This window comes from Aeromonas sp. FDAARGOS 1405 (genome assembly GCF_019048265.1).
Classification (GTDB): Bacteria; Pseudomonadota; Gammaproteobacteria; order Enterobacterales; family Aeromonadaceae; genus Aeromonas; species Aeromonas veronii_A.
On the sequence record NZ_CP077311.1, the window covers coordinates 1005206 to 1027500 of the forward strand.

Annotated in this window: 15 protein-coding genes, 1 tRNA gene and 2 rRNA genes (1 of these 18 cut by a window edge); 5 read left to right on the forward strand and 13 right to left on the reverse strand. The window is 59.2% G+C overall.

The window, feature by feature from the left end; translation table 11 throughout:
- Window positions 1-41: 41 nt before the first annotated feature.
- The 8 genes from I6L35_RS04775 to I6L35_RS04810 all read right to left on the reverse strand — a co-directional run bounded on the left by I6L35_RS04775 (window position 42) and on the right by I6L35_RS04810 (window position 12396).
- A complete protein-coding gene (locus I6L35_RS04775; RefSeq protein WP_216979686.1) occupies window positions 42-1184 on the reverse strand; it encodes a PcfJ domain-containing protein in 1143 nt (380 codons plus the stop codon).
- Window positions 1181-1546: a hypothetical protein gene (locus I6L35_RS04780; protein WP_139734584.1), complete on the reverse strand. Its 366-nt coding sequence runs from the start codon at window positions 1544-1546 to the stop codon at window positions 1181-1183. The genes I6L35_RS04775 and I6L35_RS04780 overlap by 4 nt, the downstream gene beginning before the upstream one ends.
- Before the next feature lie 89 nt (window positions 1547-1635).
- On the reverse strand, window positions 1636-3699 hold the full coding sequence (gene recD, locus I6L35_RS04785) for an exodeoxyribonuclease V subunit alpha (protein ID WP_216979687.1): 2064 nt from the start codon (window positions 3697-3699) through the stop codon (window positions 1636-1638).
- Window positions 3696-7304 carry an exodeoxyribonuclease V subunit beta gene (recB, locus tag I6L35_RS04790; protein ID WP_216979688.1) on the reverse strand — a complete coding sequence of 1203 codons (3609 nt, stop codon included), beginning with the start codon at window positions 7302-7304 and terminating at the stop codon, window positions 3696-3698. The genes recD and recB overlap by 4 nt, the downstream gene beginning before the upstream one ends.
- Window positions 7304-10657 carry an exodeoxyribonuclease V subunit gamma gene (gene recC / locus I6L35_RS04795; RefSeq protein WP_216979689.1) on the reverse strand — a complete coding sequence of 1118 codons (3354 nt, stop codon included), beginning with the start codon at window positions 10655-10657 and terminating at the stop codon, window positions 7304-7306. The genes recB and recC overlap by 1 nt, the downstream gene beginning before the upstream one ends.
- Window positions 10658-10914: 257 nt before the next feature.
- Window positions 10915-11307, reverse strand: coding sequence for a DoxX family protein (locus I6L35_RS04800; protein WP_005342720.1), 393 nt, complete (start codon window positions 11305-11307; stop codon window positions 10915-10917).
- Window positions 11308-11346: 39 nt separating this feature from the next.
- Complete coding sequence (locus I6L35_RS04805) at window positions 11347-12033, reverse strand: pirin family protein (protein ID WP_216979690.1); 687 nt, start codon at window positions 12031-12033, stop codon at window positions 11347-11349.
- A 30-nt stretch (window positions 12034-12063) separates the two neighbouring features.
- Window positions 12064-12396 (reverse strand): hypothetical protein, encoded by a 333-nt coding sequence (locus I6L35_RS04810; RefSeq protein WP_216979691.1) that lies wholly within the window; start codon window positions 12394-12396, stop codon window positions 12064-12066.
- A 256-nt stretch (window positions 12397-12652) separates the two neighbouring features.
- Between I6L35_RS04810 and I6L35_RS04815 the strand changes: the two genes are divergently transcribed.
- Both I6L35_RS04815 and I6L35_RS04820 read left to right on the forward strand, forming a co-directional pair.
- Entirely contained in the window at window positions 12653-13567 is a 915-nt protein-coding gene (locus tag I6L35_RS04815) for a LysR family transcriptional regulator (protein ID WP_005342714.1), read from the forward strand.
- A 99-nt stretch (window positions 13568-13666) separates the two neighbouring features.
- Window positions 13667-14086: a hypothetical protein gene (locus I6L35_RS04820; RefSeq protein WP_216979692.1), complete on the forward strand. Its 420-nt coding sequence runs from the start codon at window positions 13667-13669 to the stop codon at window positions 14084-14086.
- A gap of 191 nt (window positions 14087-14277) precedes the next feature.
- On the opposite strand, the gene I6L35_RS04825 is transcribed toward I6L35_RS04820, so the two are convergent.
- Window positions 14278-14628, reverse strand: coding sequence for a hypothetical protein (locus I6L35_RS04825; RefSeq protein ID WP_216979693.1), 351 nt, complete (start codon window positions 14626-14628; stop codon window positions 14278-14280).
- 199 nt (window positions 14629-14827) lie between these two features.
- On the opposite strand from I6L35_RS04825, the gene I6L35_RS04830 reads away from it, so the two are divergent.
- The 3 genes from I6L35_RS04830 (at window position 14828) to I6L35_RS04840 (ending at window position 18476) form a co-directional block, all read left to right on the forward strand.
- A complete protein-coding gene (locus I6L35_RS04830) occupies window positions 14828-15550 on the forward strand; it encodes a response regulator (protein WP_216979694.1) in 723 nt (240 codons plus the stop codon).
- A gap of 3 nt (window positions 15551-15553) precedes the next feature.
- Window positions 15554-16948, forward strand: a complete 1395-nt coding sequence (locus tag I6L35_RS04835) for an ATP-binding protein (protein ID WP_216979695.1) — start codon at window positions 15554-15556, stop codon at window positions 16946-16948.
- A gap of 139 nt (window positions 16949-17087) precedes the next feature.
- A complete protein-coding gene (locus tag I6L35_RS04840) occupies window positions 17088-18476 on the forward strand; it encodes a transporter substrate-binding domain-containing protein (RefSeq protein ID WP_216979696.1) in 1389 nt (462 codons plus the stop codon).
- Between the two features lie 67 nt (window positions 18477-18543).
- Here I6L35_RS04840 and I6L35_RS04845 read toward each other — a convergent pair whose 3' ends face one another.
- The 4 genes from I6L35_RS04845 to I6L35_RS04860 all read right to left on the reverse strand — a co-directional run.
- A complete protein-coding gene (locus tag I6L35_RS04845; RefSeq protein ID WP_216979697.1) occupies window positions 18544-20496 on the reverse strand; it encodes a ligand-gated channel protein in 1953 nt (650 codons plus the stop codon).
- A 560-nt stretch (window positions 20497-21056) separates the two neighbouring features.
- Window positions 21057-21133: transfer RNA gene (locus I6L35_RS04850), tRNA-Asp, on the reverse strand.
- Between the two features lie 96 nt (window positions 21134-21229).
- Window positions 21230-21344, reverse strand: a 5S ribosomal RNA gene (rrf, locus tag I6L35_RS04855).
- A gap of 83 nt (window positions 21345-21427) precedes the next feature.
- Window positions 21428-22295: ribosomal RNA gene (locus I6L35_RS04860) — 23S ribosomal RNA — on the reverse strand (it continues 2022 nt past the right edge of the window).

Sequence of the window (22295 nt, forward strand, 5' to 3'; positions counted from 1 at the left end):
CGCGAAGATATGACTTCAGAAAATGTCAAATTAAGTTGCTATTATATTGTTCTTTTATTTATCTCTTTTACTAATTCGAACAACATATTAGTTGTTTTTAACGATGGGTCTTTGTTTTTCCGTAGCTTAATCTGCTTGATATAAACCTCTTTTCCTCTAAGTCCAACCTCCATTGTCACCCGCTCTCCCGCCATAACCTTATAGATGAATGAGGTTCTATCTCTCAACTTATCTAAATATGTAAAAACACAATGCTCCATTTCAATTCCTTCTTGAATAAGTTGATTGATAGAGCAGATCTGGGACATAAAATCTGGATGTTCAATATCTAAAATTGGAAGAGGCTCATCATGCTCCAAAAACATTTTGTTCTTGTTTAAAATATCAACCCAACCATCATGAACTTTAAGCAATTCTTGCGCAGACTTGCATGACCTGACGATATGCGAGCTATTTTTTATCCCAATATGAGCACCGATATTTATAGTATCCATATATAATTCATTGATTTTATTGACACCAATTTTATAGGTTCCAAGTCTATTATCTATACCTTTATTAAAACCATGTATTATTTTAGAGCCTATCAAAGATGGATAACTATTAAGCACATATATATCAGAAACAAATACTTTCTCTTCGTGCTTAAATGAATCGACAAGATCATCCTTTTTTATAGCCTTAATTATTTCATCAGCCTCATGTTCACTGCCATTTAATATTCTAATTTTACCGACAAACTTAACATGCCGCTCACCCACCTCTGAGCCGACTATTTTTGTTAAAATTTCCTTTCTCTTAAGTCTTGCATAGTGATGCATAACATGTGCAGATGACTCATCATATAACTTGACACAAATCAGCCATGCTAATGTCGGTGAAGTTCTAAATACATCCATTAATTCAGGGTAAATAGCAAGTGCGTTTGAAAAAAGAGACTGTTTATGAGTAAGCGACTTAATAAAGTCATTATTTATCAAATTAGTGAAGAATTCATTTTTCTTGATTACATCAGGAAACATAGATAAGACCGGGAGACCAACGTTATAACTAGCCTCGAATTCCATGTTTTCATCATACAATTTTACTTGATGGTCTTTATCCAAAAATCTAATATCCATTACCATTTTCAACAAAGGATAAAAAGATATTACCACTCGATTTGAAAATGATAACACTTTCATTTTTCAACCTTATTGACGCGAGACAGTAGCTCTTGTAGAGCAGATATATGCTGTTGCATTCTTTCGTGTTCTTCTTCACTAAACATAGTTTTTAATTTATCACAAGTTACATTTAGCTCAAACAACCTACTTTCTGCCATCACCACATTTAGCCTATTCAAATTATCTATGACCTCATTTCCTTTTTTAGTCAGCGTGCCTAGATCTGCCTCAATTACACCTAGTTTTATTTTCGCATTATCACTGGAAGTTAACCTCGATGCGATATCCAATATTGGTTTTCTTAGTACAAGAATTGCGATTAGCACTATAGTTGGCCATGACAATATTAATTTAAGAACATCTATATACTCTGTTTGCATAAACATTCCTCTTTATTTAAAGCATTGGCAATAAAAACTCGTAACTCATTACATTCTGCGGCAATCTCCCCTTACCGCCGTCCAATCCATCACTCCCCCAACCTCTCCGCCAATCCAGAATAACGCTCGGTCTTTTTCCGTACTGCCTGTGACAGCAGGGCGCGATCGCCGTAGAGATCGAGCCGTGCCTTGGCGCGGGTGATGCCGGTGTAGACCAGCTCGCGGGTCAGCAGCGGGCTGGGGCTGTCGGGCAACACCAGCACGGTATGGGCAAACTCCGACCCCTGGGATTTGTGGATGGTCATGGCGTAGACGGTCTCGTGAGGCGGCAAGCGGCTGGGCAACAGGGCGCGCAGGGTGCCATCCGGCTGCTCAAACCAGACCTTGAGCCGCCCGGTTTCATCGGGCAGGCAGAGCCCCATATCGCCGTTGTAGAGGCCAACGCCGTGGTCGTTGCGCACCACCATCACAGGGCGACCGGCATACCAGTCGCCATCGCGGGCAATCAGGCCTGCCCGTGACAGGGCCAGTTCGAGCCGCTCGTTTAGCCCCAGCACGCCGAACGGGCCGTCGCGCAGGGCGCAGAGGATCTGGAAGCTGTTGAATGCCTTGAATACGGCGGCGGGCGCTTCCCCCGCGCGGGCCGCCTTCAGATAGCTGCCGTAACCGGCCACCCCCTGGGCAATCAGGGCGTCGTAAGCCTCCCCGGCCCAGGGGTGCAGGCTGATATCGGCAAAGCCCATGCCCCAGACTGCCTCCACCGCCGTGGCATCGCCGCTGTTGCAGGCACGCGCCAGCTGACCGATGCCCGAATGCTGATCAAAGCGCCAGCTCTTGGCAAGCAAACAGAGGCTGTCGCGCACCGGTGCCCCTGTGGGCGTGCCCTGCAAGCGGTAGCCAGTCTGGCGGGAGAGCCAATCCGCCTGCGCCGGGCTGATGCCCTGTTCGATAAAGCTGCAGATATCGCCGAGCACGGCCCCCGCCTCCACCGAGGCGAGCTGATCCTTGTCGCCAAGCAGGATCAGGCGGGCGTGGCTCGGCAGTGCATCGAGCAGGCGCGCCATCATCGGCAGGTCGACCATGGAGGCCTCATCCACCACCAGCAAGTCGAGGTGCAGCGGGTTGCCCGCGTGGTGGCGGAACTGGCTGCGCCCCGGAATGACCCCGAGCAGCCGGTGCAAGGTGCCCGCCTCGGTGGGGATCGCTTCCACCCACTCGGGGGGCAGATCGAGGGCCTGCAGGGCAGAGCCGATACTCTCGGTCAGGCGCGCCGCCGCCTTGCCGGTGGGGGCCACCAGCCGGATCGCCGGGGCCTTGCCCGCTTGCAGGCCGGTCTCCACCAGAATGGCGAGCAGTTTGGCGACTGTGGTGGTCTTGCCGGTGCCGGGGCCACCCGAGATCACCGCAAAGGGGCGCGCCGCCGCAGTAGCCGCCGCCAGCTTCTGGCCGTTGCAGCAGAGCGCCTCGGGCACCAGCGCATCCAGTTTGCCAAGGTCGCTCGCCGCCTGGGCGCTGGCCAGCAGCGCCTCGATGGCGGGCCAATCCACTTCATTGGGGAACACCAGATCGAGATACTTCTCGATAAAGTGGCGGACCGAAAAATCGGGGGCGAGGCGGGCTTTGAGCAGCGCCGCGAACACCAGCCCGTAGTCGCGGGCAAACAGCCGCGACAGGGCGGGGGCAATCTCTGGCCATTCGGCGCGTTCACTCAACGCGCGCAGATGGCGGGCCACCCCCTGCTCGTGATCGTGGTAGCGGGTGAGGTAGAGCCGCCCGTGCCACAGCCGCAGCGGCCAGCGCGGGGCGAGCCCCTCATCCTGTTCCGTACCCACGAGCGGGCTTGCCGCAAACAGGGCGGGCCAGCGGGCAGGATCCGCCAGATCAGACAACAGATCCCGGCTCTGCTGGGGATCCAGCCCGAACGGTCGCAGGGATCCGGCAGTCAACATTTCAAGCGGCAGACAGACATGGCCGCGCCCCAGCTCGAAGCAGGCGAGCGCCGCCCCCAGCACCAGCTCGGGGCTGCCACCAAGGTCGGCCACCAGCCGGGCAAATTGCAGATCCAGCTGGCGGATACGGCCAGCCAGCGCCAGTGTTTTGAGCCGTTCAACCATCATTGCGCTGGTCGCGGTGCTGATCTTGGTGCCGCTCATGCCTCTACCTCGTTCAATGCTTGGGATCCCGCTGCTGGCAGCTCACTGCCTTCGCGAAACAACTTATCCAGCCCCAGCACCAGTTCACGGCTCGGGCGGGTATGGAAAATGCCCCCCTGCGGCATGCCGCGCAGGAAAAGATAGAAAACGCCGCCAAAGTGCTGCTCGAAGTCGTAGCCCGGCAGGCGCAGGGTGAGCAGCCGGTGCAGCGCCAGCGAGTAGAGCTGGTATTGCAGGTCGTAGCGGTGCTCGGCCATCGCCCGCTCCAGCGCCGGACGGCTGTAATCGGCAGGACTCATGCCGAGGTGATTCGATTTGTAGTCGAGCAGATACCAGCGCCCCTGCCACTCGAACACCAAGTCGATAAAGCCCTTGAGCATCCCCTGCACGGTGGCAAAGCTCAGCGGCTTGTTGCCCCGCGACAGCGGGTCGTGCTGCTGGCAGAGCGCGGTCAGCGCCGGTGCCGTCACCCGCCCCATGGGCAGGAAGAACTCCAGCTCCACCTGTTTGCGCTCGGGGGCCAGATCCCGCAGCCGCACCGGCTCGCCAAAGCCTGTTTCCAGCGGGGTATCCAGCACCGCCTCCACCTGCTGTTGCAACACGGGGGCCCAGCTCTCGTCGAAGCCGTCCTGCGCCAGCAGGGTGGCAATATGCTCCGCCAACGGCTCGCCCGCGGCGCTTTGAAAGTCGATGGTCTCGAACAGACTGTGCAGCAAGGTGCCGGGGCGCGCCCCTTTCGGGAAGGTAAAGATGGAGGGCTGGGGCGCCTCCTCCGGTTGCTCGGAAGCCAGCGCGGCCGCCTCGGTCACTACCTCGTCATCGAAGCCGGGATTGGCCAGCACGCCTTTGCTGTGACCGTGACCCTGCGCCGCCAGCCCGGAGTAGGAGCTGATCCACCAGTCCCGCTCAAGGGAACCGCTAAAGTGGCGCACCTGCGGCTCGCCCAGCAGCTCCTCTTCTGGCGGCAGCGGGGCTGGACGGGTGAGCGAGGGCTCACCGACGGCCACTCCGGGCAGCGCCTGCGCCAGCTCGGTCAGCGCGGTCGCCAGCGTCTGCGCATCCCCCTCTTCGCCCTTTTGCAGCAGGTAGCCGATGGCGGTGTGGTGCAGGTCGGTCTTCTCCGACTTGCCCGCCCCCGCCCGCACCGGTGCCAGCCCCAGCCAGGTGGCGTAGACGCCCCGGGTCAGGGCCACATAGAGCAGCCGCAAATCTTCGGCAAGGCGCTCTTTGTCCGCTTCGGCCAAGGATCCCTCGGCGCCGGTGAGATCGAGAATGGTGCGATTGCCCGCCTCATCCGCCTCGTGATAGAGCGGGGTCTCGGCGGTTCTGTGGCTGCAGATAAAGGGCAGGAACACCAGCGGATACTCCAGCCCCTTGGATTTGTGGATGGTGACGATCTGCACCAGTTTGCGCTCGGATTCGAGCCGCAGTACCTGCTCAGCATCCTGCCCGTTGGGGCGGCTCACCGCCTCCCCCAGCCAGCGCAGCAGGGCATATTCCCCATCCAGCTCGCTGCTCACCTGTTGCAACAGCTCGCCAAGATGGAGGAAGTTGGTCAGCCGCCGCTCGCCATAGGGGCTCGCCAGCAGGGAAGAGGCAAGATTGCGCCGGTGCAGCAGGGCCCGTAGCATCGCCAGCACGCCGCGGCGGTGCCAGATCTTGCGGTACTCCATAAACTCCTGCACCGCGCTCTCCCACGCTCGCTCGTCGCTGGCCAGCCCATCGAGCGCCTTGGCGTCGAGATCAAACAGCCCGGTCGCCAGCGCCGCCCGCAGGCTGCGCTCTTCGCTCGGGTTCTGGCAGGCGTGCAAAATCAGCAGGATCTCCCGCGCCTCCACCTGTTCCAGCACGCTCTCGCGGTTCGACAGATAGACGGAGGCGATGGCGAGCCGCGCCAGCTCCTGCTGCACCAGCTTGCCCTCGGCGCCGGTTCGCACCAGCACGGCGATATCCCCGGCCTTCACCGCCTTGTCACCGATCAATGCCTTGCCCTCGCGGGCCAGGGTCAGCAGGCGGTGGATCTCGGCGGCGGTGGCGCGGGCCATCTTGCTCTGGTAATCCCCCCGATTGAAGGTGGGCTGGCCGGTCAGCTGCCAGCAGTGGAGCACGGGGGCGGCTTCGCCATCCAGCTGCAGCGCCTTGCTCTTGCCCTGCGCCTCCACCGGCAGGAAGGGGATATCCGCCTCGTAGATAAAGGGATCCTTGGCCCGCGCGAACAGGCCGTTGACCGCCCCCACCAGCGCACTGCTGGAGCGCCAGTTGCGCCCTAGGGTGTAGTGGGCGCTCACATTTCGCCGCGCCTGAATGTAGGTAAAGATGTCGGCGCCGCGAAAGCCGTAGATGGCCTGCTTGGGGTCACCGATCATCAACAGCGCCGTGTCGCTATGGCCGCCGTAGAGGCGATGGAAGATGCGGTACTGCTGGGGATCGGTATCCTGAAATTCGTCGATCATCGCCACCCGGTAGGTGGCGCGAATCCGCTCGCAGAGCCTCTCGCCAAGGCTTGAGCCGAGCGCCCCGTCGAGATCTTTCAGCAGGTCATCGAACGAGAGCTGATGGGCCTGCCGCTTGCTGGCCTGCATCCGGCTACGCACTACTTTGGCCGCCCGTTGCAGGATGAGATCCCGAATACCGGGGCGACTCGCCAGCAGCTCGTCTATCTGACTGAACAGCGGCAGGGTCGGCACTGCGCCCCCCTTCTTGAGGTTCTCCTCCAGCACTGTCTGGCCGAAGCGCTCCAGCTCCTTGGGAATGGCGTAGCCACTGCTTTCGTCTTGCGCCCAGTCGGCTATCTTGGCAAGCCACCCTTCGTAGTTCTTGCCGGTGTAACGGCTGATCTGGCCGTCGGTCTGGCGGCGGATCTCGTCCGTCTGCGCCAGCCATTCGTTTTTCACTGCCGCGATGCGGCTCATGGCCGCCTGATGGCGGGCGGCAAGGGTCTCATCCCCCAGCGCGGGGTGGATCTCCAGCTCGCTGTTGTCGAGCCAGCTGCCCATCTCCCGCAGCAGGGCGGCGGGGCTCGGCCAGAGCGCGCGCACCGCGCTGGCGAGGGCTTTATCCACCGGATAGAACTCGGCGCGCCAGTAGTCGCTCACCGCCTGCAGCCTGAGCTGGCTGTCGTCGGTGAGAAATTCGGTTTCAAAGAGGGCACCCGACTCGAAGGCGTTCTGCTTGAGCATCCGCTGGCAGAAGCCGTGGATGGTAAAGACCGCCGCCTCGTCCATCTGCCGCTCGGCAGCCAGCAGGCGGCGTGCCGCCAGCTCGTGATCCTCCACCTCGGCCAGCAACTGGGCCAGCAGGGTGTCACTGCTATGGCCGCGCATAAAGGCGAGGCGCGCCTCGTGAATGCGGCCGCGGATCCGTCCGCGCAGCTCGGCGGTGGCCGCTTCGGTAAAGGTCACCACCAGAATTTCGGTCACCGAGAGTGGCCGTTCATGGGCGCTCGGCTGACCGGCATCGGCGCCCTCTTCGATGAGCGGGCCGTGGCCCAGCAGCAGGCGCAGGTAGAGACCGGCGATGGTGTAGGTCTTGCCGGTACCGGCGGAGGCTTCTATCAGTCGTTCACCATGGAGGGGAAAACGCAGGGTATTGAGCGGGTTAGCCATTATTTCAGCTCCTCCAGGGTCTTGAGCAGCGGGGTCAGGTGTTCGCGAGCCAGCGCCTGCAACTGACCAAGCACCTCGTCATCGAGTTCGGGGAAGCAGCGAGCGACGTAAGGATCTGCCCCTTCCCCATTGATCATCCAGCCGCCGTTGAAACGGGTGAGGGCCGCCTTGTCGGCCGCCTCCGGCTTGTCGGGATCCTTCTCGATCGCCTTGAGCCAATCCCAGGCGGTGTTGGGGAAAAACGGCTGCGGCCGCTTCATCCCCTGCGCCCAGCACGCCACCAGCGCCGCCAGCTTGGGCCGCGCCTCGTCGGCAGCGAGTACAGGCAGTCGCAGACTCTGCTTGGCATCGAACAGCAGGGTGTCGCCGGGGGCGTCGCTGAGGGAGAGGCAGAGGTGCTGGATCCAGCCCAGCAGCAGATCCTTGCCGTTGAAGCTGCCGGGTTTGACCACCAGCAAGCGCCCCTTCTGGGTGTCGATCCACCCTTGCAGCTGGCCCTGAGTGAGGGAGATATCGATCTCCACCGCCTGCTTTTCTGACTCATTGGCAGCAACCCATGGCCGCAGCCGATCCGCCAGCTTGCCCATCTCGGCATCCAGATCGTCCAGCAGCAGGCTGCCGAACCACCCTTGCGGCAACAGGCCGGTGAGCTGCAACCGCTCGCGACGCTCGGTACTTTCACCTTCCGCCAGATGGGCATCAAGCAGCAGATCTTTCAGCTGATAATGTTGCAGGCCATCCAGCTCGAACGGCTCGCTGTCCTCGATGTTGGCTTCGTTCAGCTCAAACCACACCTTGAGGCGGCGGTTGAGGAAATATTTGGTGGGCTGGCGATAGAAGCGCAGCAGCTCCACCAGCTCCAGCCCCTGCTCCTTGCCCCATTCGGGGGGGAGAGGCAGCTCGCCGCTCTGGAAGTTGGCCGCGCCACGCACCGGATTGAGGGCGGGCAACCAGTCGGCGGCATAGGTGAAGAGGCGTGAACCCGGCTCCGGATAGAAGTAGTTGCGGCTGTAGGGGGTGAGCGGGTGCGCCACCATCAGGTGGTTGAGCAGCCGCTTGCCGGAGGTTTCGTCGTCGAGATCCTCATCCCCCGCCAGCACAAAGCCCTGCCGCACATAGTCGATCAGCTCCGCCAGCAGCACCGAGGGCACCTTGTCGCTGTTGTCCTGCGCGCTGAAGCCCTGATAGCTGATATAGAGCCCCTGCTGGGCACTGAGCAGCGCCTCGAGGAAGAGGTAGCGGTCATCATCGCGACGGGAGCGATCCCCGCGCCGCGAAGCTACCGCCATCAGGTCGAACCCCATGGGGGCCAGGGTGCGCGGGTAGACGCCGTCGTTCATGCCGAGCAGGCAGACCTGCTTGAAGGGGATGGAGCGCATCGGCATCAGGGTGCAGAAGTTGACCTGACCGGCGAGGAAGCGTTGGCTGGAGCGGGACTCCCCCAGCACGCTGCCAAGGTAATCCTGCAGCAGATCGGCGGTGATGGGCTGCTCGAAGCGGGCCTCGCCGAGCCGGGTCTGCCACTCGACCAGCTGGCTGCGAATGAGCTGGAGTTGACGCTCTTCATCCTCGTCGGCCAGATAGAAGCGCTCCAGCAGCGCCAGCAGGCAGGCGTTCCACTCCGCCAGCGGCTGCGCCTGTTGCAGCCGGGGCAGGAATTCGGCCAGCGAGTCGACGAACCAGGCGAGCTTGCCGAGCGCCAACCCCTGCTGCCCCTCGATATCGGCGTAAGGAAGAATGCCCGCCACCGGCTCGCCATCCCCCATGGCAAAGCCGAGCAGCATGCGGCGCAGGCCGAACAGCCAGCTGTTGCCGGACATGGGCGGCAGATCGAAACGGACGGGGTAGCCGTCGTCCAGCCCCCAGCGGATGCCGGTCTCCTGCACCCAGACCCGCAGCTGGTTGAACTCGTCGTCATCCAGCTCGAAACGGCGCAGCACGGCGGGCACCTCGAGAATGGCGAGCAGCTCCCCTGCCCCGAAGCGGGCATTGGGCAGCCTGAGCAGGGCGAGGAAGCTTTGCAGCAGCGGGCTCTCCTGACTCGCCGCCCGATCCGAGACCGCAAACGGGATCTGACCCCGCGCGCCAAACACCGCCTGAATGTAGGGGCCGTAGCTGTTCACATCCGGCATCATCACCACCACATCTTTCGGGGTGAGAGTCGGGTCCTGCTCGAACAGCGCCAGCAGCCGGTCGTGCAGCACTTCCAACTCCCGCATCGGGCCGTGGCAGGCGTGGATCTGCAAGGATCCATCCGCCGGATCGATGGGGCTCTTGTGATGGCTGCTGTCGAGATCGAACTGACCGGCGCCCCGTTCTGCCAGCTCCAGCACATCCTTCTGGATGGCGCGCAGCAGGCTAACATTGCCTTTGCTATCCACCTCGTCGATATCGACGAAGGCCTCGATTTGCGGCACCTCCAGCTCCATCAGCTGATGCAGGTAGTCGCGCCCCAGCTTGCCCATGGAGGCGAGCAGCGGGTTGGCGGGGCCCTGCAGTGTCTCGATGTCGGTGCCGGGTTTAAGCTTGTTTTCGAGGCGCGCCAGGGTTTTTCTGTCCAGCAGATCCCCCCAGTAGTAGCGACAGGGGTTGGTGACGAACAGGTGCACCTCCACCTCCGGTCGGCTGCCGAGGGCCAGCAGCGCCTCCACATAGCGCGGCGGCAGCGCCGAGATGCCGAACACAAAGACCCGTTGCGGCAGCTTGCCCGGCAGATCGGCGGTGCGCTCCAGCTCGTGGATAAACTCCTCGTAGAGGTTGGCGCGGTGGTAGCCACTCGGAGAGAACGCCAACGTGCGTGCCACCAGCTCGCGCCACAGCTCCGGCTGCCAATCCTGACCGCTCACCCCGGCCAGCTCCTGACTCAATCCTTCCCCCTCTTCCCAACGGGCGATCCAGTCCGGCCGGTAGACCAGATATTGGTCAAAGAGATCCGCCACCTTCTGGCAGAGCTGCCACAGCCGCACCTGCTCGGGATCCCTGGCGGAATCCTCCTCATCTCCCCCGCCCAGATAGGCGGCGAGCGGGGCAAAGGCGGGCCGCTCCAGCAAGGCAGGCAGAATGGTCATCAGCTGCCAGCTCATGGAGCCCTTGTTGTAGGGGCTCTGGCGCGGCACATCCGCCAGCACCCGGGTGAACATCTCCCAGATAAAGCTGGCGGGCAGCGGAAAGTCGATATTGGCGGCGATGCCGAAGGCTTTGGCCAGCTCCAGCTTGAGCCACTGGGCCATGCCCGGACTCTGCACCAGGATCTGCTCCCGATCGAAGGGGTGAGAGAGGGGGGCCTGCCGGATGCGGCTCACCAGCAGCTCTTTGAGCAGATCCAGCTGATTGGAGTGGTAGAGGGTAAACATGAGCAATTCCCGCCTGTGGATGAGAGGGGGCGAGGGAAAAGGCGAGCCATTTCCGTCACTTCACAAGAGAGGGAATTGTCGGGGATCGGGGGATAAGATGCAAAAGGCACTTGTGGCCAGCAGGCGGGCAAACCGTTGAACCATGAGGGGGACCGCAGATTTGTGCAGCTGCCTCATCGCCCCGGAAAACGCAGACAGAAAAAAGCCGGTGCAGGGCACCGGCCAAAAGGCATTGGAAAACTTGACTCTTCAGGGCATTACCAGTTTTTGCCGAGACGGGCATCCAGACTGAAAGCCCCTGCTCCGGCCGCCGCCAGCGCCAGGAAACCACCGGCGACGGAGACGTTCTTCATAAACATCAGCATCTGCATCTGTTCGGCAGGCTGATAATGGAAAATAAAGGCAGCCATCAGGGTGAAGCCGGCCAGCAGCACGGAGAGGCTGCGGGTAAAGAGACCGAGCACGACGGCAAGGCCACCACCCAGCTCAAGCAGGATCACCAGCGGCAACATAAAGCCCGGCACGCCCATCGCTTCCATATAGCCCTGAGTACCGGCGTAGCCACCGATCTTGCTCCAGCCCGCCATTACGAACATCAGCGCCAGCAGTACACGACCCGCCAGCAGCGCTACATCTTTCATCTTGTCCATTTCATATTCCTCGTTTGTGTCACATCACCGCTGACTGCTTCAGGGTAGGTCAAATAACAGGGCTTGGCTGGCACTGGTCGCAACCAGCTCCCACCGGTATTCATCACGACTGAGTACCCCGTCGCCGGGTCGGGCAGCCAGACCATTAGCGGTCAACTCCCCTGAAATCATCTGCAGGTAACCGTGTCGGCCAGCCAGTGCCCATTCGAGCGTCTCGCCCGGGGCCAGTTCCAGCCGCCATACGCGGGCCTGTTGGCGGATCCAGAATGATCCTGCCTCGCCATCCGGTGACGCCACCAGCGTCAAGCCCGGTCTGGACTCGATCTTCTTCTGCTGATATCCGGGTGGCGTGCCGAACTCGTTCGGCTCGATCCAGATCTGCAACAGGGAGAGAGGATCCGTCTGCGAGGGGTTGTACTCGCTGTGGCGGATCCCGCTGCCTGCGCTCATCAGCTGGAAATCCCCTGCCGGGATCTGCTCGGCATGGCCGAGGCTGTCCTTGTGCTCTATGGTGCCTTGCAGCACGCAGGTGAGGATCTCCATATTGGCGTGAGGGTGGGTGGCAAATCCGCCACCCGGCGCAACCAGATCCTGATTGATCACCCGCAGTACCGAGTGCCCCATCCACTCCGGGTCATAGTAGTGACCGAAGGAGAAACTGTGGCGCGCGTCCAGCCAGCCAAAGTTGGCCTTGCCCCGCGCTTCTGCGGCTCTCAATTGCATCATGGTCTGCTCCTCATCTACCGGGACGGTTGATTAACGCTGTTTGCCGCTACCGATACCGAACGGAATACGGTATTCGCTGCTCTGGTCAGCCAGGCTGACAGTCAGGTTGCCCTGGGTACGGCTCGGGATATGCACCTGCTGGGTACCGGTCAGGTTGGCGTGGACTGATGCCAGCAGATCGCCAGACTCGTCACGCACTTCCAGCATCGGATTGCTTTTGCCATACATCGCAGCAGTGGCGTTCCACTTCACAAACAGCACGCCCGGAGTGGCGTTGAAGTCTGCCGGTACGGCAGCCTGCGCGAAACCAGCGGTCATCAGGCCTGCAGCGGCCAACATCTTGATTACGTTTTTCATGTTCATTCACTCTCTTGGTTTTATGTCATTGCCAAGGCCGTTTCGGCCAGAATCAATGCATCCATGCAAGAGGTTATTCAAATAGTGTGTTGTTCTTTCACCGACATCAGACAGACCGAATTGGTGTGTCACAGTGCGGAACTTCCCGCATATTTGGCCGCTCGGCGTTCCTGCCCAAGCGATAATTGAATATTAAACGTGCTTGACCTAACTTGTTAGCGAGATAATCTGGCAAACATATTCAAAAAAATTGAAGGTGATAATGGCCAAGGAATCGAACAAGGAGCGGGCGCTGACCCTGGAAGCCATCCGGGTACTGGACGCCATCGACCGCCGCGGCAGCTTCGCGGCGGCCGCCGACGAGCTGGGCAAGGTGCCATCAGCGCTCAGCTATACAGTGCAGAAGTTGGAGGACGAACTGGATGCCATGCTGTTTGACCGCAGCGGGCACCGCACCAAGTTCACCCCGGCCGGACGCATGCTGCTGGAGCGAGGCAGGGTGCTGCTGGAAGCAGCCGAACATCTGGTGGGCGAAACCCGGGCGCTGGCCCGTGGCTGGGAGACCGACATCACTGTCGCCGTTGATGCACTGACTCCGTTGCAAACACTTTTCCCTCTGGTTGAGCGACTGGCCGAACAGACCGATACCCGCCTGCGGCTACGGGCCGAGGTGCTGGCAGGGAGCTGGGAGTGTCTGGAAGATGGCCGTGCCGATCTGCTGATCTCCACCATCAACCCGGACATCATGATGACCGGCATCAAGCATCAGGTGCTGAAAGAGGAGGTGATGCTCTATGTCGCCCACCCTGATCATCCCCTCCACCAGGAGCCGGAACCGCTGGCAGATGAGACCCTGCGTCGCTACCGCGCCATTGCGGTCGCTGATACCGCCCTGCGTAAACCGGTGCTCACCTATCGCCTGCTGGACAAACAACCACGCCTCACCGTCAGTTCCATGGCAGAGAAACGGGATGCCCTGCTGGCGGGGATCGGGGTCGGCACCATGCCGAAGAGCTGGATTGACGAAGATATCAGGGCCGGGCGGCTCAAGGTGATCAGCCCCGAATATCGCCATCAGTTGCAAGTAGTGCTGGCCTGGCGGCGAGACACCATGGGTAAGGCCAAAAGCTGGTTGGTGCGGGAGATACCAAAACTGTTTATGGCTGGCGAAAAATGAGAGACAGTTAACAGAAATGTTAATTGCATGCCTCACTTGACGCCCAATATCTTTGCTGATTTCATAGCCGCCTCATTGAACCCATGGAAGCTGTAGAAAATGAAAAAGAGTTTGCTGGTTGCCCTCACCACCCTGCCCCTGTTTGCCAATGCCGGCCTGATGGACTCGCTGACCGACAGCGTCACCAGCAGCGTCAAGGATGCGGCCAGCACCGCCGTATCCGGAGCCATGGATAGCGCATCCAACGAAGCCATCAAGAAGGCACTGGATATCAAGGAAGGTGGTTCCAACAAGCAGGCGGTCAAGGATAAGCTGGGTGCGCCGGCCTCTACCAAGACCGAAGCCGGTCTGGAAGTGTGGACCTATGACCTGGATGCCCTGAACAAGGCGTCTCCCATGCTGGCCGAGACCACCAAGACCCTGCTGAAAGATACCGACGCCGCCAAGAAAAACGTGGTCATCAAGTTCGAAGGGGAAACCGTCAAGAAAGTAGACCTGACCGACAAGGCTCAGGGCTAAGTTCACTCGTCCGGTGGGTAGGGCGACACCCCGCACCGGTACAGATGGCAAGAGGGGGAGCATCAGGCTCCCCCTCTTTTATTGGCAATTGTCTGCATTCAGACAAGCTCTGTCGCTCAACACAACAAGAGCAAAAAGGGTGGCCCTGGCCACCCTTTGGGTTTGTCATGTGGTCTGCTACTGCAGCAGCGTTACTGGTTCGCTTCGGCGAACTGCTTCATCGCTTCGGCGTGCTTGGTCATGCCGGCGGCACGCTCGTTGAGGTTCTTGATGAACTCCGCCTTCTTGGCAGGATCCTCTATGCGATCATAACGTTGCTGCAGGTTGGCCTGGATCTGTTCCGGGGTCATGTTCTGCATGCGGGCCATCTTGTCATGGCGACCACCATGGTGCTTGCCACCCATCATGCCACTACCGTCCATCGTGCAGTCCACCATGGCTCCGGGCTGGCCGGTGGGGGCCGCTTCACTGGCTGCATAGGCGCCCAGCGGCAGGCCAAGGATCAGGGTGGCAGTCAGCAGGGTTTTGGTCAGCTTTTTCATGGTCTATCTCCTGTAGGGATGATTCTGGTTCGGCGCTCTTGCCTTGCCCTCAAGTAAACACCCTATCGGTGTCTGAACTTTGCCAGCATCGCCCTTTTTTGTAGCAGAGTGTGGCATCGTGCGGATCTGGCACACTTTGACACAAACCATCGGCCGGATTTTCGTATACTCGGGCCAACGCCAAGCAGGGGAGGTATCCATGAACCAGGGCAACACCCACATTCTGGTGGTCGACGACCACAGCGAGATCCGCGATCTCTTGAAGCGCTTTCTGGAACAGCACGGCCTGCGGGTCAGCTGCGCCCGGGATGGCAAGGAGATGAAGCGACTGCTGGAGGAGCGGGAGTTCGACCTGCTGGTGCTGGATCTGATGATGCCGGGTGAAGATGGTCTTACCCTCTGCCGCGAGCTGCGGGTCAAATCGAACCTGCCCATCATCATGCTCACCGCCATGGGGGAAGAGACCGACCGCATCATCGGATTGGAGATGGGGGCCGATGACTATCTGGCCAAGCCCTTCAACCCGCGCGAGCTGCTGGCGCGGATCAAGGCGGTGATGCGCCGCACCCAGGCCGAGACACAACCTGCCGCTGACACCCTGACCCGGGATCTGCGCTTCGATCGCTGGCTGCTCGACGTCAATCGTCGGGAGCTGGTCGATGAGGATGGGGTGGGCCTGAGCCTCTCCACCGCCGAATTCGATCTGCTCAAGGTGTTTCTCGAGCGACCGCAGCGAGTGCTGAGCCGGGATCAACTGCTGGACCTGGCCCGTGGCCGCGAGGCGGTGGCCTTCGATCGCGCCATCGATACTCTGGTGAGTCGACTGCGCCGCAAGCTGGAGCGGGATCCCAAGAATCCGGAGCTGATCAAGACCATCTGGGGTGGCGGCTATATGTTCTCCGCCGACGTGACGCAGGCATAAGCGGTGACCTTTTTGAAACGACTGTGGGCAAAAATATGGCCCAAGGGGCTGACAGGCCAGATCATTCTGGTGGCGCTGGCAGGGCTGATCCTGATCCAGCTGCTCAGTATCCAGATCTACCGCTCGGATCGGGAGGAGGCGCTCGGCTTCGTCAACAGCCGCAACGCCATGCAGCGGATCATCTCGGTGGTCAGGCTGCTCTCTCTATCACCCCCATCTCTCTATGACGAGATCCTCAAGGCGAGCCGCAGCGAAACCCTGCTGCTGCGCCTCTCAGACGAGCCACTGCAACCGGATAATCGCAGCCCCCGCTTCGAGCAGCTGGTGCGCTCTCGGCTCGGCTACCCGCAGGGTCTCACCATAGAGATCAGCGCCGAGCTGAAAGAGGATGCCCAGCGCAGCAAAGCCTGGGAGCATCACGCCCGCATGATGCGGGATCGCAAGGGACCACCGCCCCCATCACGCGACATGCGGCTCTATGGCTCCATCGAACTGCCGCAGGGAGGTTGGCTGCAGTTCAGCTCACTGGTCGACAAGGAGGCGGGCAGCTGGTCGTGGCAAACCACCCTCAATCTTATGCTGGTCGCCAGTCTGGTGATCGGGCTGATGGTGCTGCTGTTTCGCCGTGCCACTCGCCCGCTCAAGCAGCTGGCAGGCAACGCAGATCGGCTCGGACGGGGCGAGGATATCGAGCCCTTGAAAGAGGAGGGGCCGACCGAGATCCGCGAATCGATTCAGGCCTTCAACCGGATGCACACCCGGCTCGACCGCTTCGTGCAGGACAGAACCCGAATGCTGGCGGCCATCTCCCACGATCTGCGCACCCCCATCACCAGCCTGCGGCTGCGTACCGAATTTCTGGCCGATAGCGAGGACAAGGAGCGCATCCAGCAGACCCTGCAACAGATGGAGCAGATGCTGGCCGCGACCCTCAGCTTTGCTCGCGAGGAGGGGCAGCAGGAGGCCACCCGCGAGCTGGATCTGGTCAGCCTGCTGGTCAGCCTGTGCGATGACTATGCCGATACCGGCCAGCCGGTCACCTGTCTGGCGGAGGGCAAAGAGGTCTACGCCTGCCGGGCCAACACCCTGCGCCGGGTGCTGCAGAACCTGATCGGCAACGCCATCAAATATGCCGGCAGCGCCGAAGTGTCGCTGGAGCGACGCAAGGAGGAGCTGTTGATCCGGGTCTGCGACAACGGGCCAGGGATCGATCCTGCGCGGCTGGAAGATGTGTTCAAACCCTTCGTACGGCTAGACGAAGCGCGCAACACCGAGTCCGGCAGCGTGGGGCTCGGGCTCTCCATTGCCCGTACCCTGGTCCATCAGCACGGCGGCGAACTGACCCTGCTCAATCGGCCACAAGGTGGGCTGGAGGCACGAATAAGCCTGCCTTTGTAAGTCATTACTCTATTTGTTTGCCCTGCTGCGCCTGGCCTCTCTGTGTGCAAACTTCATCATCCTGACCCCTGTTCTTCTATGATGAAGGCGGAGATAATTGATGACCACGCACGGTATTTGGCAACGGAGTGGAGCAAGGATGGCTTATTCCAGGACAGGAGTCTTGATCAGTATCGGATGGGGGCTCCTGCTGCTCGCACTTGCCCCTCAAGCCTGTGCCAACGCACAGGAAGAGCCGATCATCATTACCAACTCCAAAGCCTGGCAGCCCTTCTCCTATATCAATGAGTCGGGTCAGCCGGATGGTTTGCTGATCGATTTGTGGCGTGAATATGCCAGGGTCACCGGCCAGAAGATCGAGTTCCGGCTGGTCGACTGGCAGGGTTCTCTCGACTTGCTCCAGAAGGGGAAAACCGACGTTCACGCCGGGCTGCTCTGGTCACCGGAGCGGGACAAGCAGTTCGACTATGGCCTGCCTCTCGCCCAGCTCGACTCACAGCTCTTCTTCTCGAGCGAACTGCGCGGCACCGATGTCCATTACTACCTACTCCATGAAACAGTCGGTGTGGTAGCCGGTGGCTACGAAGAGTATTACGCCAGACGCTACTTTCCCGGAACCAGACTGCAGACCTTTGATGACAATGATACCCTGCTGGCGGCGGCCTTTCGGGGCGACATAAAGGCCTTTATCGCCGATCTGCAGGTCGCCAACTTCTACATCTATACCTCCGACGATCCCACCCGCTTTATTCCGGTTCGCCACCTCTATACCGACCAGATCCGCTTTGCGGTGAAAAAGGGCGACCTTGCCCTGTTAAACCGGCTGGAAGAGGGATTCGCCAAGATCAAAGAGAGCGATCGGGAGCGGATCATCCGCAAATGGATGCATGTCGAGACCGTCTACCCCATCCACCTTGGTCCCTGGCTGTTGCTGGCAGGAGGGGGGATTCTGGCAGCTTACATAATACAGCTGAGGCGCGCAGTCGCGAGCCGTACCGCCGAGCTGAGCCGTGCAAACGCAAGACTGGAGAAACTGGCCAGTACCGATCCTCTGACTGGGCTACTTAATCGACGGGCATTCATGCCCGCCATGGAGCAACGGCTGGCAAGCGGCATGGCCAGTGCCCTGCTGCTATTCGATGTGGATCACTTCAAGGAGACCAATGACCGCTTTGGTCATGGCATCGGAGATCTGTTGCTGGAAAAGCTGGCCACTACTGTGACGAATCTGTTGCCCGAAGAGGCTCTGCTGGCCCGCATCGGGGGCGAGGAGTTTTGCCTGCTGCTGCCGCTGGCCACATTGGCAGAGACAGAAGAGTGGGCCGAGCGCATTTGCCTGGAGAGCAACCGGCAAACCCTGCACACCAGCAGCGGCGAGGTGACCCTCTCCATCAGCACCGGGGCAGTCTGGGTTGCGGCAAAGAGAGAGGTCGATGCCGAGCAGCTACTACGGCAGGCTGACGCCCTCATGTATCAGGCCAAGGGACTGGGGCGCAATACCTGGCAAGCGGCCCCCTATCAGGCATAGCCCCCTGACGGAAGCGCAATAAAAACGGCCGCCATCGGATGATGGCGGCCGTGTAATGTTATGCCTATCAGAAGTTGTAGGTCACACCCAGGTTGTAGCGGCGACCATCCAGCACTGTGCCATAACTGCTGTAATCCACCGTCTTGTCGAACAGGTTATAGACCCCGGCGGTCAGATCCAGATGCTTGTTGGCCTTGTAGACCAGCCCCATGTCAAAGAAGGTGTAGGAAGGAGTCCCATCCGCCATCTTCACACGGCTCAGGTATTCGGAGGTCTCGCCACGGAAGTTGACCCGTGACCAGAGGTTGAGATCCTCGGTGGTCTGCCAATCGACACTGCCGTTGAACATATGGCGGGGCATCTGGTTGAGGGCATGGCCTGCCAGCGGGCCGCTCTTCTGCTCGGATTGAGTGAATGTGTAGCTAGAGCTGACCGACCAATCCTCATTGATGGCCCAATCCATCATCCCCTCGACCCCACGCATGTTCGCCTTGTCGACGTTGACCCGATCGCTGATGAAATCATAGCTGTGACCATTGAGCGTACAGGCAGGCTGCTTCTTGTCAGTACAGCGGCGCACTTCTGAGATCTTGTTCTTGAAGTCGGTGTTGAACAGGGTAATCCCGGCATTGAAGCCCTGATGACCGTTCCACAGCAGACCGATCTCTTCACTCACGCTGGTCTCGGGTTTGAGATCCGGGTTGCCAACCAGCATGCCATCCAGGCTGCCACCACCGGTGACCTGACCCCAGTTGGCCGCTGACATCCGCAAGTCAGGGGAGCGATAACCGGTCGAGACGCCCCCTTTCAGGGTCCAGCTCTGATCCAGATGCCAGACGCCATAGAGGCGCGGGCTCCAGTGAGTGCCGTAGTTCTGATCCCGATCCATGCGGGCGCCACCGGTCAGGGCAAAGCTGTCAGTAAGTGACCACTCATCCTCGACAAACATCGCCCAGCTCCAGCGGGTCAGCTGCTCGGCAGGATTGGCCACTTTCAGGGTATTGCCCTGATCGTGTAGATCCTCATAGCGATACTGACCACCGACACTCAGGTAGTGATCCCCCAATATGAACTGGGTGTGAGTATCGGCGATGGTGTTGGTGAGCTCCATCCTGCGGCCTGGGTTGGTGTTGGTCTCCTGCTGCAGATAGCTGCTGGAAGAGCCGAACTCATATTGACCGTCATGGGTTAGCGCGTAGTTGGTGCGCTCGTAGCGGTTGAGGCTATCTTTCGCCTTGGCATCCAGCGAATTGCCGGCAGTACGATCCCGATCCTGCAGGCTGCGACTGACTTCCAGATCGAAGCGGTTATGGTCATCAGGCTTGAAACTGAGCACGGCCGTGCCACTGCGAGTCTCCTGCTCGGCAAAGCCCTGGGTAAATTTGTCTTCACCACGATGAGCGAGCTGTCCATTGAAGCGCAGCCCCAACACACCATCGATCAGTGAGCCTGCGGTATAGGCATCAGTCTGGAAGCTGTTGCCGGCATCCTTGTTTTCCTGGAAGGTCGAATCAGCATGAACCGAGCCCTGCCAGGCCAGACCGGTGGTCTTGCGGGTAATCACGTTGATCACCCCACCCATGGCATCTGAGCCATAACGGGATGACATGGGCCCACGGACGACCTCAATCCGCTCGATCGCCTGTAGCGGTGGCAACCAGCCTTGCTCGATACCGGGTCCATCGCTATTGGGCCGGGTACCACGGCTATCCACCTTTTTACCATCAACCAGCATAAGGGTGTATTTCGAGCCCATACCGCGAATACTGATATCGCTGCTGCTGCCACCGCCAGTCACTACCACACCTGGCACATCCTTCAAGGCATCGGTTACATCCCGATATGCCCGCTTCTCCAGCTGCTCGCGGGTAATCACAGAGATGGAGGCTGCAGAATCTTCGATCTTCTGCTGAAAGCCAGAGGCGGTGACGACCATCACCTCCTGCTCGGCAGCATAGGCTTGAGTCGCAAGAAGGGAGCAGATCAGCAAGGCAAGCTTGTTTGGTTTCACTGTTATCATGTTTTAGCCTGAACATTTTTTGTAGGAAGGTGACGTATTCCCTTACTTCACGCATTACAACGCTCGGCATCCGGCCAGGCGCAGCATTAGAAAAGGCTCATTTGAAAAGCACTTTATTAATCAGCCCGCATTGTAACGACCCTGCCACGATCATTCAAACAATAATCATTATCATTTGATTCATGTAATATTCCTGCCGCAGAACAGCTCACTCTTGATAAGAAACTGTTTTAATGGAGTAAATCCATAAACAAACAAAGGGATTAGACAAACAAGTGGAAGCGATGACGTACCGTTGCAAGATGGCCTGATTTAATCATCAAGCTCTATGGCCAAGATGGATGTGCCGCGATAAAGAAGTGGAAACAGTAACAAGAACGTCAACAGGGGAAGGTAGTGTCATCGCAGTGGGATGTCGGCAGCTCACCAGCAGGCTAAAAACACCAAAGCCCTGTCGTCAGACTGGGCTTGTGTTGGCTCTGGTGTGCAAATCTGTGGCTCTTATGAGCAAACCGCCCATAGCAAAAAGGCCTTCCCAATCGGGAAGGCCTTCAAATTAGTGGCGGAGCGGACGGGACTCGAACCCGCGACCCCCGGCGTGACAGGCCGGTATTCTAACCGACTGAACTACCGCTCCGCATTCGGTTAGCTTTCGCTAAATCTTTTGCCGCTTCTTGATGAGGGGTCATCCTCGCAGCCGGCTATGTGTTTTCACATCACCGTTTAATTGGGTGCCTGGCAGTGTCCTACTCTCGCATGGCGAATGCCACACTACCATCGGCGCTACCGCGTTTCACTTCTGAGTTCGGCATGGGATCAGGTGGTTCCACGGCGCTATGGCCGCCAGGCAAAAATCTTCAATCTGTGAAAGCTGACGTAAGTAGTTCGCTTGGTATTTGCTACAAGCCTTAGAACACTTCTTGGGTGTTGTATGGTTAAGCCTCACGGGTAATTAGTATGGGTTAGCTCAACACGTCGCCGCGCTTACACACCCCACCTATCAACGTTGTGGTCTCCAACGGCCCTTTAGGACCCTCAAGGGGTCAGGGATGACTCATCTCAGGGCTCGCTTCCCGCTTAGATGCTTTCAGCGGTTATCGATTCCGAACTTAGCTACCGGGCAGTGCCACTGGCGTGACAACCCGAACACCAGAGGTTCGTTCACTCCGGTCCTCTCGTACTAGGAGCAACTCCCTTCAATCATCCAACGCCCACGGCAGATAGGGACCGAACTGTCTCACGACGTTCTGAACCCAGCTCGCGTACCACTTTAAATGGCGAACAGCCATACCCTTGGGACCGACTTCAGCCCCAGGATGTGATGAGCCGACATCGAGGTGCCAAACACCGCCGTCGATATGAACTCTTGGGCGGTATCAGCCTGTTATCCCCGGAGTACCTTTTATCCGTTGAGCGATGGCCCTTCCATTCAGAACCACCGGATCACTATGACCTACTTTCGTACCTGCTCGACCTGTCCGTCTCGCAGTTAAGCTGGCTTATGCCATTGCACTAACCTCCTGATGTCCGACCAGGATTAGCCAACCTTCGTGCTCCTCCGTTACTCTTTGGGAGGAGACCGCCCCAGTCAAACTACCCACCAGGCACTGTCCGCGAGCCCGATTCAGGGCCCTGCGTTAGAACATCAAACATACAAGGGTGGTATTTCAAGGACGGCTCCAGCGCAACTGGCGTCACGCCTTCAAAGCCTCCCACCTATCCTACACATGTAGGTTCAATGTTCAGTGCCAAGCTGTAGTAAAGGTTCACGGGGTCTTTCCGTCTAGCCGCGGGTACAC

What these genes read in the sequence shown, in the direction of transcription:
- I6L35_RS04775 (WP_216979686.1), bottom strand. Translation starts at nt 1,184, where the DNA reads ATGAAAGTGTTATCATTTTCAAATCGAGTGGTAATATCTTTTTATCCT.
- I6L35_RS04780 (WP_139734584.1), bottom strand. Translation starts at nt 1,546, where the DNA reads ATGCAAACAGAGTATATAGATGTTCTTAAATTAATATTGTCATGGCCA.
- recD (WP_216979687.1), bottom strand. Translation starts at nt 3,699, where the DNA reads ATGAGCGGCACCAAGATCAGCACCGCGACCAGCGCAATGATGGTTGAA.
- recB (WP_216979688.1), bottom strand. Translation starts at nt 7,304, where the DNA reads ATGGCTAACCCGCTCAATACCCTGCGTTTTCCCCTCCATGGTGAACGA.
- recC (WP_216979689.1), bottom strand. Translation starts at nt 10,657, where the DNA reads ATGTTTACCCTCTACCACTCCAATCAGCTGGATCTGCTCAAAGAGCTG.
- I6L35_RS04800 (WP_005342720.1), bottom strand. Translation starts at nt 11,307, where the DNA reads ATGGACAAGATGAAAGATGTAGCGCTGCTGGCGGGTCGTGTACTGCTG.
- I6L35_RS04805 (WP_216979690.1), bottom strand. Translation starts at nt 12,033, where the DNA reads ATGATGCAATTGAGAGCCGCAGAAGCGCGGGGCAAGGCCAACTTTGGC.
- I6L35_RS04810 (WP_216979691.1), bottom strand. Translation starts at nt 12,396, where the DNA reads ATGAACATGAAAAACGTAATCAAGATGTTGGCCGCTGCAGGCCTGATG.
- I6L35_RS04815 (WP_005342714.1), top strand. Translation starts at nt 12,653, where the DNA reads ATGGCCAAGGAATCGAACAAGGAGCGGGCGCTGACCCTGGAAGCCATC.
- I6L35_RS04820 (WP_216979692.1), top strand. Translation starts at nt 13,667, where the DNA reads ATGAAAAAGAGTTTGCTGGTTGCCCTCACCACCCTGCCCCTGTTTGCC.
- I6L35_RS04825 (WP_216979693.1), bottom strand. Translation starts at nt 14,628, where the DNA reads ATGAAAAAGCTGACCAAAACCCTGCTGACTGCCACCCTGATCCTTGGC.
- I6L35_RS04830 (WP_216979694.1), top strand. Translation starts at nt 14,828, where the DNA reads ATGAACCAGGGCAACACCCACATTCTGGTGGTCGACGACCACAGCGAG.
- I6L35_RS04840 (WP_216979696.1), top strand. Translation starts at nt 17,088, where the DNA reads ATGGCTTATTCCAGGACAGGAGTCTTGATCAGTATCGGATGGGGGCTC.
- I6L35_RS04845 (WP_216979697.1), bottom strand. Translation starts at nt 20,496, where the DNA reads ATGATAACAGTGAAACCAAACAAGCTTGCCTTGCTGATCTGCTCCCTT.